The organism is Azonexus hydrophilus DSM 23864, assembly GCF_000429605.1.
Lineage (GTDB): Bacteria > Pseudomonadota > Gammaproteobacteria > Burkholderiales > Rhodocyclaceae > Azonexus > Azonexus hydrophilus.
Genome location: NZ_KE386926.1, coordinates 180,875 through 196,743, shown reverse-complemented (window position 1 = coordinate 196,743; position 15,869 = coordinate 180,875). Strand labels below are relative to the sequence as shown.

The following is a 15,869-nucleotide window of genomic DNA, read 5'->3' as shown; positions in this document are numbered from 1 at the left end:
TCTTTGTTCTGTCCGCCTTGTCGTTGTTATCGGTGGAGGATTACTTCATTTATAGCACGGCCGGCCGTAAAAACAAGGCTGGGCCTCAGAAGGCGAGCGGCGCCTCGTTGCTGATGCCGGCCTCCTGCAGGCGGCTGATGGTGTCTTTCAGCTTGAGTTTTGTCCGTTGCTGCAACTCCTCGGCGCGGCTATTCAGCACCTCCAGGCCGACCTCGACCGCCTGGTTGCCCCGGCCAAAAACGATGGTGTTGCCGCTGGGGCTGGACGGAAAAACGTGGCAGTGACCGAGAAAGGCTTCCGCGATGCGCTCGACGCTGCGCTTGAAGCCTTTTTCGCGTAGCAGGTTGACGCAGAACAGGCCGCTGTCGCTCAACCGGGCCTGCGCCGACTGGTAGAACGCCGGGGTGTCGAGCATGCCGGGGCGACCGCCGGCGTCGAAGCCGTCGGACAGGATCAGGTCGAAGCTGCGTTTGCCCTGCTGCAGGTAATCGGCGCCGCAGCCGATCTGTATGTCGAGGCGTAACGGGTCGTCGGGCAGCTTGAAGTACTGACGGGCGATGAACTCGACCTGCGGATTGATCTCGACCACGGTGATCCGGCAATCCGGGTAGTACCGATACAGGAATTTGGCCAGCGAACCTGCCCCGAGCCCGATCAGCAGCGCACTGCGCGGCCAGCGCCCGGGCGGGCGCAGCAACAAACCCGCCATCATTTCCCGGGTGTAGTCGAGTTCCAGCGACCAGGGGCGGGCGATGCGCATTGCGCCCTGTACCCAGTCCGAGCCGAAATGCAGGTAGCGGACGCCGTCTTCCTCGCTGATGTCGATGGCGTGGCGGGGGGCTGAGCGCGGCATGCTGGATTCCGTGGGTGGTTGGCGTGGCGTCCCCGAGAGGAATCGAACCTCTAATTGAGTCTTAGGAGGACCCGGTTATATCCATTTAACTACGGGGACGCTGAGGCGGCGGGATTTTACCTGCTTCGCGCCGACGCAGGGAGTGCCGGGGCGAATTGTACCGGCTGCCGAAGGCATGTGATAGATTGACCAGAAGAATATAAAAAATGGAGGAGATATATGATGTTTGGAAAATTTGCATATCGGCCGATTGCCCAGCAGTTGATCATGGCCATCCTGGCAGCCCTGATCCTTGTCTTCGCCCTGATGACGTTGATCGTCCAGAAGCGCGCCGACGGGGCGGCATTGAGCGTTGCCGAACACAATCTGACGCACGAAGCGAAATTGATGTCGGGCATGCTCGATGCGCTGTTCGATGCCGTGCGTGAGCGCGGCAGCCGGCAGTCCGATTTTTTCCTGCGTTACCTCAATGGCAAGCTCGAGCCGGGCGAGGGCATGGCGCGTACCGGTGACGTCGACCTGCCGGTGATGCGCCTCGGGGGCGAGGTACTGAACGCCAATGATCGCGTACTGGCTGCCTTCCGCAACCTGACCGGCGACGATGCTGCCTTGCTTGTGCTGCATTCGGGCAAGGTCTACCGCCTGTCCACGCTGCTGCGCAACAAGGAAGGCAAGGCCATGCATGGCGTGCCCTTGCCGGAGAACGACCCGGTTGCCCGTTCGCTGATGGCCGACAAGGATTACCAGGGGTTGGCAATCCGCGGCGGCAAATACTATTTCAGCACCGTTCGCCTGCTGCGTGATGGCAATGGCAAGGCCTGGGGCGCCTATTCGGTCCGTATCTCTCTGGAAGAAGAACTGAAGCGCATCCGGGCGCAATTCGGCAGCCTGGTGGCTGGCAAGACCGGTTATGTGTACATCGTTCGTCCGGCTGATACCAAGGGCGATGGCGAATTCGTGCTGCATCCGCGTTACCAGGAGAAGCTGATCTCCGAAACCGACCTGTCGGCCGAGGTCAAGCAATCGGTCCTCGACCTGCTGGAGAAAAAGAACGGTACCTATCGTTACCGGATGCCCGACGGCAGCGGTAGCGAGCGCGAGAAGATCGTTGTCGCGTCGACCTCGGAATCCTGGGGATGGACGGTGGCGACCGGCAGCTGGCTGGAGGAGTACCTGGAGGAAAGCCATGCCCTGCGCAACCTGCTGATCGTCGTCAGCCTGGTTGCCGCCGTGGTGCTGGCGCTGGTCGTGCTGGTGCTGGTCAATTCGCGCCTGCGCGGTCTGTCGCAGCTGGTGACTGAAGTTTCCCGCGTCAGTGCCGGCGATTTGCGGGCGACGGTGCAGGAGGACAATCCAGACAGTCGCAATGAGGTGCACGTCATTGCCCACGCCTTCAACCAGATGGCCGGCAGCATGCGCAAGCTGGTCAGTGGCGCGTCGCAGACCTCCGGGCAGGTCGGCGCAGCGGCCAACGAGTTGCAGGGCGCGGCGCAGCGTGCACTGGAAAGCGCCAGTCAGGCATCGCAGTCGGCGTCCGGCATTGCCGCGTCGGTCGAGGAGTTGTCGGTCAGTATTTCGCAGGTGGCCGACAATGCCCGCCAGGCCGCGCAGATTTCCGAAGAGGCCAAGGAAGTGACCGCCAATGGTCGTCAGGTGGTCCAGCGGACCATGCAGGAGCTTGAGCGGGTGGCCGACGATATTGGCGAATCGGCCCGCCTGATCGAGTCGCTGGGCGAGCGTTCGAAACAGATTTCCAGCGTGGTCGGCGTGATCCGCGAAATTGCCGAGCAGACCAACCTGCTGGCGCTCAACGCCGCCATCGAGGCGGCGCGGGCCGGCGAGCAGGGCCGCGGCTTTGCCGTGGTGGCGGACGAAGTGCGCAAGCTGGCCGAACGTACCGCCCTGTCGACGCAGGAAATCTCGACCACGGTGTCGGCCATCCTGCAGGAAACCGACAATGCCGTCGGGCGCATGCAGTCGGTCAGCAGCAACATGACCGGCAGTGTCGAACTGGCACGCGAAGCCGGCGAATCGCTGACTACCATCGACGAGCGGGCCGAGCAGACGGTCAGCGTGATCATGCATATCGCCGACGGAACCCGGGAACAGAGCGCCGCGAGCCAGGAAATCGCGCGCCTGGTCGAGCATATCGCCCAGGCCGCCGAAGGCACCAACGAGCGCGCGCTCGGCAACCGTCAGCGGGCGCATGAACTGGAACGCCTGGCCGCCGAATTGCAGGCACAACTTTCCCGTTTCACCACCTGAACGATTAGAATCGGGATCTCCCAATTTCCCAGTGCACGGCGCCTCGCGGGGCGCCGTTTTCATTGCCGCCGATGCCCTACCTGAAACTTTCCGACGCCTGTCTCGCCTACGGCCACGTGCCGCTCCTGGATCATGCCGAGTTTCAGCTCGATCCCGGCGAGCGCGTCGCCCTGATCGGTCGCAACGGCACCGGCAAATCGTCGCTGCTGGCGGCGATGGCCGCCGGTTCCGGCAAGGGGCGGCTGGACGACGGCGAGGTCTGGGTGCAGCCGGGCATTCGCGTCGGTTACGTGCCGCAGGAACCGCCTTTCGATCCGGAACACTCGGTGTTCGAAGCCGTGATTTCCGGCATGGGCGAGACCTCGACCCTGCTCGCCGAGTATCACGAGGTGTCGCACCGCCTCGGCGAAGGGCAGGGCGATCACGACGCCCTGCTGGCGCGCATGGATACGCTGCAGCACGAACTCGAGGCGCGTGGTGCCTGGGCCTACGAGGCGCAGGCGGAAAAGGTCATCGCCCGTTTCGGGCTCGATCCGGAAGCGAAGGTCGGCAGCCTGTCCGGTGGTCAGAAGAAGCGCCTAGCGCTGGCCCAGGCGCTGGCGGTGGCGCCGGAGGTGCTGCTGCTCGACGAGCCGACCAACCACCTCGACATCGCCGCCATCGAATGGCTGGAGACGCTGTTGATCGAATCGGGCGTGACCCTGCTGTTCATCACCCACGACCGTTCCTTCCTCGACCGGGTCAGCACCCGTATCGTCGAACTCGACCGCGGCCAGCTGGCCAGTTTTCCCGGCAACTTCAGCCAGTACCAGCAGCGTAAGGAAGCGATGCTGCACGAGGAGGCGCTGGCCAACGCGCGCGCCGACAAGCTGCTCAAGGAAGAGGAAGTGTGGATTCGCAAGGGCGTCGAGGCGCGACGCACGCGTGCGGTGTTCCGCGTCCAGCGGCTTGACCGCCTGCGCGCCGAACGCCAGGCGCGGCGCGAGCGCATGGGCAAGGTCAACCTGCAGCTCGAAGTCGGCGACAAGAGCGGCAAGCTGGTCGCCGAACTCGATCATGTCGTCAAATCCTACGGACAACGGCCCATCGTCGCCGATTTCTCGGCGCGCATCCAGCGTGGCGACAAGATCGGCCTGATCGGTCCCAACGGCGCCGGCAAGACGACGCTGCTACGGTTGATCCTCGGCGAACTGCAGCCGGACGCCGGCAGCGTGCGTCAGGGCACGAAGATGGAGATCGCCTACTTCGACCAGTTCCGCACCCAACTCAATCCGGATTCGACGCTGGCCGACGTCATTTCGCCGGGCTCCGACTGGGTCGAGATCGGCGGCGCCCGCAAGCATGTCATTGGTTATCTCGAAGACTTCCTGTTCGCGCCCGAGCGCGCCCGTTCGCCGGTCAGCTCGCTCTCCGGCGGCGAGCGCAACCGGCTGCTGCTGGCCCGGCTATTCGCCAAGCCGGCCAACGTGCTGGTTCTCGACGAGCCGACCAACGACCTCGACATCGATACTCTGGAACTGCTCGAACAACTGCTCCAGGACTACGACGGCACGCTCTTCCTGGTCAGCCACGACCGGACCTTCCTTGACAACGTCGTCACCCAGACCATCGCCGCCGAAGGCAACGGGCGCTGGAAGGAATACGCCGGCGGCTACAGCGACTGGGCCAACTACCAGGCGAGCCAGCCCAAGGTCGTTGTCGACAAGCCGAAGAGCGAAGTCAAACCGGCCGCAAAGCCTGCCGAAGCGGCAAAAGCCAAAACCGACAAGCTGAGCTGGAAGGAACAGCGCGAGCTGGAGGCGCTGCCGGAAAAGATCGCCGCGCTGGAAGCCGAACAGGCGAAGCTGACCGCATTGCTCGAAGACCCAGGCCTCTACCAGCGCGACCCGCAGGGGGCGCAGAAGGCGTCCGAGCGGCTGGCGGCGATCGACGACGAACTGCTGGCGCTGCTCGAGCGCTGGGAAAATCTTGAAGCCCGTATCGGGAACCCCAACTGAAACGGCGGATCGAAGACCGATGACCCTGACCAAACCCACCTGGCGCACGCCGCTGATCATCCTGATCGCTGGCTGCGTGATCCTCACCCTGTCGATGGGCGTGCGCCACACCGCCGGCCTGTTCCTGCAACCGATGACCCTGGATCACGGCTGGAGCCGGGAGACCTTCTCCTTTGCCATTGCCCTGCAGAACCTGATCTGGGGCCTGGCCTCGCCGTTTGCCGGGGCGCTGGCCGACCGCCATGGTGCCGGACGCACCGTGGTCGGTGCCGCCGTGCTTTATGTGCTCGGCCTGGTGCTGATGTCGCAGGCCGCCTCGCCGCTGACCTTCGACTTGACGGCCGGGGTCCTGATCGGTCTTGGGCTGTCGGGGACGACTTTCGCAGTGATCATGGGCGTCATCGGCCGGCACACGACGCCCGAGAAACGCAGCCTGGCGCTTGGCATCGCCAGCGCCGGCGGCTCCTTCGGCCAGTTTGCCGTGCTCCCCATCGGTCAGGCGCTGATCACCGCCTATGGCTGGCAGAGCGCGCTGGTCCTGCTCGCTTGCGGGGTCGGCCTGATCGCCCCGCTGGCCTATGCCATGGCCGATGGCCACAAGCCGGCCGCCGGCGGCGGCCAGTCGATTGCTCAAGCCTTACGCGAGGCGGGTGGCCAGAAGAGCTTCCATTACCTGTTCTGGGGCTATTTCGTGTGCGGCTTCCAGACCGCCTTCATCATGCTGCACCTGCCGTCTTTCCTGGTCGACGGCGGCCTGACCGCCAATGTCGGCATGACGGCGGTGGCGCTGATCGGCCTGTTCAACATCTTCGGTTCCTTCCTGTTCGGCTGGGCCGGCGGCTGCGGCAGCAAGAAGAACCTGCTGGTGCTGATCTATGCGGCGCGGGCGGTGGCCATCCTGATCTTCATGATGCTGCCGCTGACCACGGTCAGTGCCTGGGTATTCGCGGCGGTGATGGGCATCCTCTGGCTGGGTACGGTGCCGCTGACCAACGGCCTGGTGGCGCAGATCTTCGGCCTGCGCTACATGTCGATGCTGACCGGCATCGTCTTCCTCGGCCACCAGCTCGGCAGCTTCCTCGGTGCCTGGCTGGGCGGGCGCATCTTCGACCAGACCGGTTCCTACGAACTGGCGTGGATCATCGCCATCGTGCTGTCGGTGCTGGCAGCGCTGTGCTCCTGGCCGATCAATGAAAAGCCGCTGCTGCGGCCGGCGACCGCATGAAACCGCAATGGCGCTGGTTCCTGGCCGGGGTCGGGCTGGCCTTGGCCGGCGTGTTGCTGGCCCTCATCTTCATGGCCTACCAGATGCCGGAACTGCTGCTCGACTGGACCAATCTGAACTATTGCGGTTGATCGTCGTCCGGGACGCCAAGGTGCCGGCGAACTGCATCCGGGGTCAGGTGCAGTAGTTCGCCGATGTCGCGGTAGTCGTCCGGCAGGGCCGGGTCGTCCCAGCCATGCGCCGAATGGCGGGCCAGGCGGACGGCCAGCGAAACGTTGCGTACGCGGACCTGATCCTGGTGCTGGTCGTCGATCAGCAGGGACAGCAGGTCGGGCAGGTGCCAGACCTTGCACAGCGCGACCTGGATGTCCTGATAGGTCAGCCCCAGCACCTGATATTGGGCTTCGGCACTGCGCATCGTTGGCTGCGCCTGTTGCCGGGCTTGAATGTCCAGCGCCAGGCTGGGGGCGAAACACCACACCAGGATTTCCGCCAGATCGTGCAGCAGCGCGGCGATGCGGATTTCCTCGAGATTCATGTCCTGGCGCCGGATCGCCCAGTCCTGTGCATAGTCGGCAGCGCGCTGGGCGCGCCGGATGACGTGAAGGACGCCGAGCAGCGCGTGCGGGTCGTGCGCCTTGAGTGCGTCTTCGATGCTCGGCAGGTTATCGAAACGACGGAAGAAGGGCAGCAGTCCGGACATCATCACGGCGCCGGCAATGGTCGTGATGTCGTGCTGCAGCGAGCGGCCGCGGAACGGCTGGATATAGGCCAGCACGCGTACGGTCATGATCGGGTCGCGCAGGATCAGGTGCGCCAGTTCGCGGGCATCGAGATCGTCGAGGTCTTCGCGCATTTCGCCCAGCCGTCTTTTGGTCGCGCGCAGCACGGGCAGGCTGTTGTTGCTGAACAGCAGAACCCAGGCGTCCCGGTCGGGTAAAGGGTGGTCGATCATGCGCTCGATGTCCGCGAAAGACTGTATGGCCCGGAGTGTAAGTGGCGGCATCGCGGCGGGCAAGCGATACCCCGTGCAATAATGCAGCCCTTGATCAATTCCGGATGTCCGTCATGCGTTACCAGATCGTTCCCGTTACGCCCTTCGAACAGAATTGCACCATTTTCTGGTGTGAAAACACCCGGCAGGCGGTGGTGATCGACCCTGGTGGCGATATCGAGCGCATCCTGCGTGCGCTGGAAGCCGAGCAACTGACGCTGGCGAAAATCCTCGTCACCCATGGTCACATCGATCACGCCGGCGCAGTTGCCGCGCTGGCCGAACGCTGCAGCGTGACGATCGAAGGGCCGCATGCGGAAGACGCGTTCTGGATCGAGGGCATGGCCCAGCAGAGCCGGATGTTCGGTTTTCCAGAGGTGGCCGCTTTTACGCCGGATCGCTGGCTCAACGATGGCGACAAGGTCAGCTTCGGCGACATCGAACTCGACGTGCTGCACTGCCCCGGCCATACGCCTGGCCATGTCGTCTTCTTCCATGCGCCGAGCAAGCTGGCCCAGGTTGGCGATGTGCTGTTCCAGGGCTCGATCGGTCGTACCGATTTCCCGCGCGGCGACCACGACACGCTGATTGCCTCGATCAAGAACAAGCTGTTCGCGCTGGGCGACGATGTCGATTTCATCCCCGGCCATGGGCCGATGTCGACGCTCGGCGAGGAGCGTCGCTACAACCCCTTCCTCAGCGGGCGGTTTGGCTGATCAGGCGGCCGTGTGAATGCGGCCGGCCCAGCTCAGTGCCTGCATCTGGGCATCGACGAAGCGGGCCGGGTCTATCCCCAGTTCATCGAGAATGCCGGTGGCGACCGGCAGGTTGCGGCGGTCGGCAGCCTCCAGTGCCAGCAACAGTTTGCCGGCGGTGCCGCCATGGTGCGCCAGCGCTGCGTTGACCGTGCTGGCCAGCGGCAGTTGTTGCAGGATTTCCGTCATCGGCATGTTGAGCAGCACATCCAGCAACGAGAAGCTGCCGATCATGAAAGCCCCGTCAGCCAGGTTGGGCAGGTCGGGTGCAGGGCTTAGTTCCACAGACAGCAATTCCATCAGCCGGCCGCGAATCGCTGCTTTGTAGAGCAGGGGGTTCGGGTGATGATCGTTTTCCGGGTCGGCGTAGATCAGCAGTTGCAGCCAGCGTTCCAGTTGTCGTCGGCCAAGCAGGTTGATGGCCTGGGCAAAGCTGGTGATCGGCGTGCGCGGGGCGATGGCGGCCGAGTTGACCAGGCGCAGCAGGCTGTAGGACAGCTTGGTTTCCTGACGGAAGATCTGGTCGAGTTCTGCTGTGTCGGCATCCTGAGCGATCAGGGAGATCAGTTGCAACATCTTCTGGCGCGTGGTGTCGGCCTTTTTGCCGAGCGCGGCGCGGGTCATCAGGTATTCGCCGGTGCACAGGGTGCAGGCGTGGCCGTGTGCCCAGTCGCGGTCGCTGTGATTCTGCACGCCGGTGGCGACGATCATCGTTCTTGCCGACAGGCCCTGCAGGGTGAAGGAGGGCAGGGTCCTGGCCTGGCTGAGGGTGATCAGCAGGTATTCCCAGGCGCCGCTGGCCGGGAGTTTGCCGTTGGCGGCCAGCGCCAGCGCCAGCTTGCGCTTTGACTGGCGCAGGCTGCTCTCCAGCGGGTCGGGCTGGGCCGACGGGCAGGTATGAAAGGTGGCGATCAGACGTGCCGGGCTGGCGCTGTCCAGCGGCGCTGCCGGCACAAACCAGGGATGCCGGTGGTCGAAAGCGTCGAGCAGCGAATGTCGGACGATGTATTCTGTGGCCTGATGATTTTCAGAACCGTTGGCGGACAGTTCGACGAGGTAGCCACCGCAGGCATCGACCGGGTCGAGCAGGGGGTGGATGAAGGTGTGGACCTGGGATGTCATGTTCTGCCGTTGCAGGAGTTTTGCGGGATGTTAGCAAATTCGCCGACGTATTGGGGGGAGGCTTCGCGCGTGTTGGCGGCGGGCGATGCCGTGATGGCCGGGTTGGTTGCCCGCCACGGCGATGCCTCGCTGGTCTCCCGGGGCGACCCTTTTGCCACGCTGGCCCGATCCATCGTCGGTCAGCAGATCTCGGTCAAGGCCGCCGACAGTGTCTGGGCGCGCTTTGTCGAGCGTTTGGGGCCGGTTGCGCCGGAACAGGTGCTGCGCTTGGGAACGACGGGGCTGGCGGGTTGCGGGCTGTCGCAGCGAAAGATCGAATACCTGTGCGATCTGGCGGCGCACTTCGCCGATGGTCGGCTCGATCCGGTCGGCTGGGCCGATCAGGACGATGCCGAATTGATCGCCGAATTGTGCCGGGTGCGCGGGATAGGGCGATGGACGGCGGAAATGTTCCTGATTTTCAACCTGATGCGCCCCGATGTCTTTCCGCTCGACGACATCGGTCTGCAACGGGCGGTCGGCGCATACTACCTGAGCGGCGAGAAGCCCTCGCGACAGGTGTTGGCGGATTTCGGCGAACGCTGGCGGCCATGGCGTTCGGTGGCGACCTGGTATCTCTGGCGCAGCCTCGATCCGGTGCCAGTTGAGTACTGATCGATTGAGCGTCTGCCCTTTGGGGTAAAATGCGCGCCAACTTCAGAACCGAGCAGTCCATGAAAACTAGTTTTCTCGATTTCGAGCAATCCATCGCTGACCTCGAAGCCAAGATCGAACAGCTCCGCTTCGTCCAGGACGACAGTGCCGTCGATATCTCCGAGGAGATCGGGCGGCTGGAGAAAAAGAGCGCCCAACTGACCAAGGACATCTACGCCAAGCTCACGCCCTGGCAGATTTCCCAGGTGGCCCGCCATCCGCAGCGGCCGTATACGCTCGACTACATTCAGCACATCTTCACCGATTTCGAGGAGTTGCACGGTGATCGCGCCTTTGCCGACGACCATGCGATCGTCGGCGGCCTGGCCCGCTTCAACGGTCAGGCGGTGGTCGTCATCGGCCATCAGAAGGGTCGCGACACCAAGGAAAAGATCTATCGCAACTTCGGCATGCCGCGTCCGGAAGGCTATCGCAAGGCCCTGCGCCTGATGAAGCTGGCGGAAAAATTCGGCCTGCCGGTGATGACCTTCGTCGACACGCCCGGTGCCTATCCCGGCATCGGCGCCGAAGAGCGCGGCCAGTCCGAAGCCATCGGCCGCAACCTGTACGTGATGGCCGAACTGAAGGTGCCGGTGATCGTCACCATCATCGGTGAAGGCGGTTCCGGCGGTGCGCTGGCCATCGCCGTCGGCGATACCGTGCAGATGCTGCAGTATTCGACCTATTCGGTGATCTCGCCGGAAGGTTGTGCCTCGATTCTGTGGAAGAGTGCCGACCGTGCCCCCGACGCTGCCGAAACCATGGGGATCACGGCCCAGCGCCTGAAAACCCTGGGGCTGATCGACCGCATCGTCAACGAACCGGCCGGCGGCGCCCATCGCGACCATGTCGCCATGGCGGCCAGTCTCAAGAAGGCACTGCAGGAATCCCTCAAGCAGTTGTCGGCCCTGCCGGTCGACGAGTTGCTGGCCCAGCGCTACGAGCGTTTGATGAGCTATGGGCGGTTCAAGGAACAAGCCGTTTCCTGACCTGGTCGCCCGGGTCGGCGACTTTGTTGCCGACCGCTGCGCCGGCGATGCGCCGATCTGCGTCGGCTTGTCCGGCGGCTGCGATTCGGTGCTGTTGCTCGCGCTCCTCGGTCGTCTGGGCTGGCCGGCGGGCATCTCCGCGATCCATGTGCACCACGGACTGTCGCCGCATGCCGATGCGTGGGCGCAATTCTGTCATGACTATTGCCGGCAACTGGCCGTTCCGCTTACGGTTGCCCGGGTCGTCGTCGACCGCAGCAGCGGTTGCGGCGTCGAAGCGGCAGCTCGCGAAGCCCGTTATGCGGCATTTGCTGCGCATCTGCCCGCAGCTTGCAACCTGTTGCTGGCCCAGCACCGCGGCGATCAGGCCGAGACCGTGCTGTTCAATCTGCTGCGCGGCAGCGGCGTTGCCGGCGCAGCCGGCATGCGCGAGCAACGGGCCTGGCAGGGGCGGCGCATCCTGCGCCCCTTGCTTGGTGTACCGCGGGCCGAGATCGAAGCCTGCGCCCGCGAGCTCGGTCTGCACTGGGTCGAGGACGAGAGCAATGCCGATACCGGGTTTTCGCGCAATTTCCTGCGCCATCGGGTGCTGCCCGAGATCGCCGGTCGTTTTCCCGGCGCCGAGGCCGCGCTGGCGCGGGCCGCCGACAATTTCCGCGAGGCGGCGGACCTGCTCGATGAACTGGCGGCGGCCGACTGGCAGGCGGTGGCAGTCGGCGATCAGGCCGATCTGGCGGGCTTGCGTACCCTGTCGATGGCGCGCCTGAAGAACCTGCTGCGCTGGCGCCTGCAGATGCTGGGCTGGCAAGTCCCGGTGGCCGGCCGGCTGAGCGAGTTTGCCCGCCAGTTGCTCAGTGCGGCGCCCGACCGGCATCCGGAACTGTCCCTGCCGGCGGGACGGATGCGCTTGTCCCGGGGGCGGCTGGCCTGGTTGCCACAGGAATAACAATTGGTTACCGAGCGCCTTTCCCCTGTCGGAAGGCTTCAGTTACAATCACCGGATTAATTTCACGCATACAGGCCATGATTACCGGATCCCTTGTCGCCATCGTTACGCCCATGCACGAGGATGGCAGCCTCGATTTGAATTCCCTGCGCAATCTGGTCGACTTCCACATCAAGGAAGGCACCGATGCCATCGTTGTCGTCGGTACGACCGGTGAGTCGCCGACGGTCAATGTCGAGGAACACTGCGAATTGATCAAGCTCACCGTCGATCACGCTGCCGGCAGGATTCCGGTGATCGCCGGGACAGGCGCCAACTCGACGGCGGAAGCCATCGAACTGACCCGCTTTGCCAAGGAGGCCGGTGCCGACATGGCGTTGTCGGTCGTGCCCTACTACAACAAGCCGACTCAGGAAGGCCTGTACCGCCACTTCAAGGCGGTTGCCGAGGCCGTCGAACTGCCGGTGCTGCTGTACAACGTGCCGGGGCGCACCGTTGCCGACATGAGCAACGACACCATCCTGCGCCTTGCCGAAGTGCCCGGCATCGTCGGCGTCAAGGACGCCACCGGCAACATGGACCGTGCCTACGACCTGATCCAGCGCGCGCCCAAGGGCTTCGCGCTGTACAGCGGCGACGACCCGACCTGCGTGCTGTCGATCATGATGGGTTTCCACGGCAATATTTCGGTGACGGCCAACGTTGCGCCGCGCCTGATGCATGAAATGTGCGTTGCGGCGGCGGCCGGAGATGTCGCCAAGGCCAAGGAGATTCATTTCCGTCTGCTCGGCCTGCACCGCGATCTGTTCTGCGAGGCCAACCCGATTCCGGTCAAGTGGGCGGTCAGCCGCATGGGCCTGATGCCGGCAGGTATCCGCCTGCCGCTGACCCCGTTGACCGAAGCCAATCAGGCACGCGTACTGGCCGCGATGCGCCAGGCTGGCATCAATGCCTGACGGAGTATGAAAAAGATGAATCGTCGGATTTCCGGTTTTACCCTGAGCATCATCGCCGTTGCTGTCGCCGGTTGCAGCATGCTACCCGAGTCACGCAAGATCGATTACAAATCTGCCGGCAAGGTGCCGACGCTTGAGGTGCCGCCAGACCTGTCGCAGATCAGCCGTGATGATCGCTATCTCGTGCCCGACGATGCCGGCCGTGGCTCTGCCACTTTCTCAGCCTATGCGGCCGAGCGTCAACCGGGGGCCCAGGTCGGGCAGGTTTTTGTCCTGCCAGAAGTGGACAAGGTGAGAGTTGAGCGTTCCGGCAGCCAGCGCTGGTTGGTTGCGGCCGTGCCTGCCGATGCCTTGTGGGACACGATCAAGGATTTCTGGCAGGAAACCGGCTTCATCGTCAATATCGAGCGTCCAGAAGCCGGCGTGATGGAAACCGACTGGGCGGAAAACCGGGCCAAGATTCCGTCGGATATCATCCGCAGTACTCTGGGGCGTCTGATCGAATCTTTTTATTCCTCGGGCGAGCGTGACAAGTTCCGTACCCGTCTTGAGCCTGGCAGCCAACCCGGAACGACTGAAATTTACATCAGCCACCGGGCGATGGAGGAGGTATATACCTCTTCGTCCAAAGATGAAACCCGCTGGCAACCACGTGCGCCGGATCCCGAACTTGAGGCGGAGATGCTGCGCCGTCTGATGGTCCGTCTCGGCGCCGATGGCAAGCGTGCGGAGGCTGCTCTGGCAACCCCCAAGGCCGAGCCGCGGGCGCGTCTCGCCGGGGCTGAGGATGGCGGCGGCAAGCTGGAAGTCTTCGACCGCTTCGACCGTGCCTGGCGTCGCGTCGGTCTGGCGCTGGATCGGGTCGGTTTCACCGTTGAAGATCGTGACCGTGCCGCTGGCCTCTATTTCGTCCGTTACGTTGATCCCGAGATCGACAATGCCAGCAAGAAACCGGATGGTGTGCTGTCGAAGCTGGCATTCTGGCGTGGGTCCGACAAGTCGGCGACGTCGCGCGAGCAGTATCGCGTGCACGTCAGCAACAGCGGTGGCAGCAGCTCCACGGTGCAGGTGCTGACCAGCGAGGGTGGTGTCGATCGCTCCGAGACGGCACGCCGGATTCTCGGTCTGCTGCAGCAGCAACTACAGTAAGTTCCAGCAGGACACCGGTGGCTTCGGCCATCGGTGTTTGGGCAGCGGAAATGAAAAACGGGGCCGAAGCCCCGTTTTTCATTGGTACTGGAAAAGAATTACTTCTTTTCTTCAGCAGCCGGGGCAGCAGCCGGAGCGGCAGCAGCGTCAGCCGGGGCAGCGGCCGGAGCGGCGGCGGCATCAGCCGGGGCAGCAGCCGGAGCAGCAGCGTCAGCCGGAGCAGCAGCCGGAGCGGCCGGAGCAGCTTGTTCTTGAACCGGAGCCGGAGCGGCAACAACCGGCTCTTCCTTCTTACCGCAAGCGGTCAGGCCGAGGGCGATCAGAGCAGCAACGAGGAGGGACTTGTTCATGAGATTTCCTTATCGACAAGAAACAAAAATTCGAGATATATATCAGGTCGGCTTCAACCGATCCGCACAAAATTATAGCGCAAAAAAAATGTTGCGACGCAGCGCAATACGCGATTGTCACGCTAAAGATGGCATTTGAACAAAATTTCACGATTGCTGCAGTGCGCTGGGCGATCCCCGAGCATGGCGTCGGGAAAAGGTGGTTGATAGAATTCGCCTTTTAACGGGAGTGGGCATGCCGGTCGGCAAAGTCGAATCGCTGGATCACGAAGCGCGCGGCATCGTTCGCGAGGATGGCAAGGCTATCTTTGTCGATGGTGCGCTGCCGGGGGAAACCGTCGAATACGCCAGTTTCCGGCGCAAGCCCAAGTACGAGCTGGCTCATCTGGTGCGGGTGCTGAAGCCATCGGTCGCCCGTGTCGAACCGGCTTGCCCGCATTTCGGCATCTGCGGTGGCTGTGCCATGCAGCACATGGAGCCGTCGGCGCAGATCGCCGCCAAGCAGCGTGTGCTGGAGGATAGCCTGTGGCATATCGGTCGCGTTCGTGCCGAAACCATCCTGCCGCCGATCCACGGTGCGCCCTGGGGCTACCGTCACCGGGCGCGCTTGGGCGTGCGCAAGGTCGATTCGCGCGGTGGCATGCTGATCGGCTTCCATGAGTGGCGCAGTAGCTATATCGCTGACATTCGCAGCTGCCTGGTGCTGCCTCCTCACGTTTCCGACTTGCTGATGCCCTTGCGTGAGCTGATCGGTGGTCTGAGCGTTGCCGATCGTCTGCCGCAGATCGAAGTGGCCGTCGGCGAGCACTGTACGACGCTGGTCTTCCGTATCCTTCAGCCGCTGATCGGGGGCGACGAGAAGTCGGTTCGGGCATTTGCCGATCGTCACGACGTGGTGATCTACCTCCAGCCGGCCGGTCCGGACAGTGCCCGGCGCTTCCATCCATTACCGGGGCCGCGCCTGTCCTACACGCTGCCCGAGTTCGATCTCGAACTGGATTTCCGGCCGACCGATTTCACCCAGGTCAACCATGCGGTGAATCGCGTCATGGTCCGCCGCGCGTTACGCCTGCTCGATCCGCAACCGGGTGAGCGGATCGCCGACATGTTCTGCGGCCTGGGTAACTTCACCCTGCCGATTGCGCGCAGCGGTGCCTCGGTCGTCGGTATCGAAGGCAGCCCGGCATTGGTTGCCCGCGGGCGCGAGGCGGCGCTGGCGAACGGTCTTGGCAAGTGGGTCGAGTTCGGCGTCGCCAATCTGTTCGAGTGCACCGAGCAGTCGCTGGCCAAACTCGGTCGCTTCGACAAGATGCTGATCGACCCGCCGCGCGAAGGCGCGCTTGAATTGTGCAAGGCGCTCGGCGACGATGCGCCGGGTCGCCTGGTTTATGTTTCCTGCAACCCGGCCACGCTGGCCCGTGACGCCGGCGTACTGGTTTCGCTCAAGGGCTACCGACTGGCCGCAGCGGGTATCGTCAACATGTTCCCGCACACCGCTCACGTCGAATCGATTGCACTTTTCGAGCGGGCATGAAAAAGGGCGGCCTTGGCCGCCCTTGTTTATACGCGGTGCAG

At 63.7% G+C, this 15,869-nt stretch carries 15 protein-coding genes and 1 tRNA gene; 11 read left to right on the top strand and 5 right to left on the bottom strand.

The genetic code is table 11. The features are described from left to right. Positions 1 to 85: 85 nt before the first annotated feature. Positions 86 to 853, bottom strand: coding sequence for a fused MFS/spermidine synthase (locus G471_RS0116115; RefSeq protein ID WP_028996240.1), 768 nt, complete (start codon positions 851 to 853; stop codon positions 86 to 88). 24 nt (positions 854 to 877) lie between these two features. Then, a tRNA-Arg gene (locus G471_RS0116110) sits at positions 878 to 952 on the bottom strand. 120 nt (positions 953 to 1,072) lie between these two features. On the opposite strand from G471_RS0116110, the gene G471_RS0116105 reads away from it, so the two are divergent. From G471_RS0116105 to G471_RS19585, 4 genes are all read left to right on the top strand, one after another. Continuing rightward, entirely contained in the window at positions 1,073 to 3,118 is a 2,046-nt protein-coding gene (locus tag G471_RS0116105) for a methyl-accepting chemotaxis protein (RefSeq protein WP_043421944.1), read from the top strand. A 71-nt stretch (positions 3,119 to 3,189) separates the two neighbouring features. Continuing rightward, positions 3,190 to 5,115, top strand: coding sequence for an ATP-binding cassette domain-containing protein (locus tag G471_RS0116100; protein WP_028996238.1), 1,926 nt, complete (start codon positions 3,190 to 3,192; stop codon positions 5,113 to 5,115). Between the two features lie 19 nt (positions 5,116 to 5,134). Continuing rightward, entirely contained in the window at positions 5,135 to 6,340 is a 1,206-nt protein-coding gene (locus G471_RS0116095; protein WP_028996237.1) for an MFS transporter, read from the top strand. Beyond that, a complete protein-coding gene (locus tag G471_RS19585) occupies positions 6,337 to 6,471 on the top strand; it encodes a hypothetical protein (protein ID WP_281170412.1) in 135 nt (44 codons plus the stop codon). The genes G471_RS0116095 and G471_RS19585 overlap by 4 nt, the downstream gene beginning before the upstream one ends. On the opposite strand, the gene G471_RS0116085 is transcribed toward G471_RS19585, so the two are convergent. Further along, the gene (locus G471_RS0116085) at positions 6,459 to 7,295 is read right to left on the bottom strand and encodes an HDOD domain-containing protein (protein ID WP_028996236.1); all 837 of its coding nucleotides are present in this window, start codon (positions 7,293 to 7,295) and stop codon (positions 6,459 to 6,461) included. The genes G471_RS19585 and G471_RS0116085 overlap by 13 nt on opposite strands. Positions 7,296 to 7,408: 113 nt before the next feature. Between G471_RS0116085 and G471_RS0116080 the strand changes: the two genes are divergently transcribed. Continuing rightward, a complete protein-coding gene (locus tag G471_RS0116080; protein ID WP_028996235.1) occupies positions 7,409 to 8,050 on the top strand; it encodes an MBL fold metallo-hydrolase in 642 nt (213 codons plus the stop codon). On the opposite strand, the gene G471_RS18530 is transcribed toward G471_RS0116080, so the two are convergent. Next, on the bottom strand, positions 8,051 to 9,211 hold the full coding sequence (locus G471_RS18530; protein ID WP_051295556.1) for an EAL and HDOD domain-containing protein: 1,161 nt from the start codon (positions 9,209 to 9,211) through the stop codon (positions 8,051 to 8,053). 27 nt (positions 9,212 to 9,238) lie between these two features. Between G471_RS18530 and G471_RS0116070 the strand changes: the two genes are divergently transcribed. The 5 genes from G471_RS0116070 to bamC all read left to right on the top strand — a co-directional run bounded on the left by G471_RS0116070 (position 9,239) and on the right by bamC (position 13,944). After that, positions 9,239 to 9,865, top strand: coding sequence for a DNA-3-methyladenine glycosylase family protein (locus G471_RS0116070; RefSeq protein ID WP_028996234.1), 627 nt, complete (start codon positions 9,239 to 9,241; stop codon positions 9,863 to 9,865). 59 nt (positions 9,866 to 9,924) lie between these two features. Next, positions 9,925 to 10,893 (top strand): acetyl-CoA carboxylase carboxyltransferase subunit alpha, encoded by a 969-nt coding sequence (locus G471_RS0116065; RefSeq protein WP_028996233.1) that lies wholly within the window; start codon positions 9,925 to 9,927, stop codon positions 10,891 to 10,893. Then, positions 10,862 to 11,839, top strand: a complete 978-nt coding sequence (gene tilS / locus G471_RS18100; RefSeq protein WP_051295555.1) for a tRNA lysidine(34) synthetase TilS — start codon at positions 10,862 to 10,864, stop codon at positions 11,837 to 11,839. The genes G471_RS0116065 and tilS overlap by 32 nt, the downstream gene beginning before the upstream one ends. Before the next feature lie 77 nt (positions 11,840 to 11,916). Then, the gene (dapA, locus tag G471_RS0116055) at positions 11,917 to 12,795 is read left to right on the top strand and encodes a 4-hydroxy-tetrahydrodipicolinate synthase (protein ID WP_028996232.1); all 879 of its coding nucleotides are present in this window, start codon (positions 11,917 to 11,919) and stop codon (positions 12,793 to 12,795) included. 15 nt (positions 12,796 to 12,810) lie between these two features. Continuing rightward, a complete protein-coding gene (gene bamC, locus G471_RS0116050) occupies positions 12,811 to 13,944 on the top strand; it encodes an outer membrane protein assembly factor BamC (RefSeq protein ID WP_028996231.1) in 1,134 nt (377 codons plus the stop codon). A 98-nt stretch (positions 13,945 to 14,042) separates the two neighbouring features. Here the strand turns inward: bamC and G471_RS0116045 are convergent, their stop codons facing one another. Then, a complete protein-coding gene (locus G471_RS0116045) occupies positions 14,043 to 14,294 on the bottom strand; it encodes a hypothetical protein (protein WP_028996230.1) in 252 nt (83 codons plus the stop codon). Between the two features lie 235 nt (positions 14,295 to 14,529). Between G471_RS0116045 and rlmD the strand changes: the two genes are divergently transcribed. Next, positions 14,530 to 15,828 (top strand): 23S rRNA (uracil(1939)-C(5))-methyltransferase RlmD, encoded by a 1,299-nt coding sequence (rlmD, locus tag G471_RS0116040; RefSeq protein WP_028996229.1) that lies wholly within the window; start codon positions 14,530 to 14,532, stop codon positions 15,826 to 15,828. Positions 15,829 to 15,869: the final 41 nt, after the last annotated feature.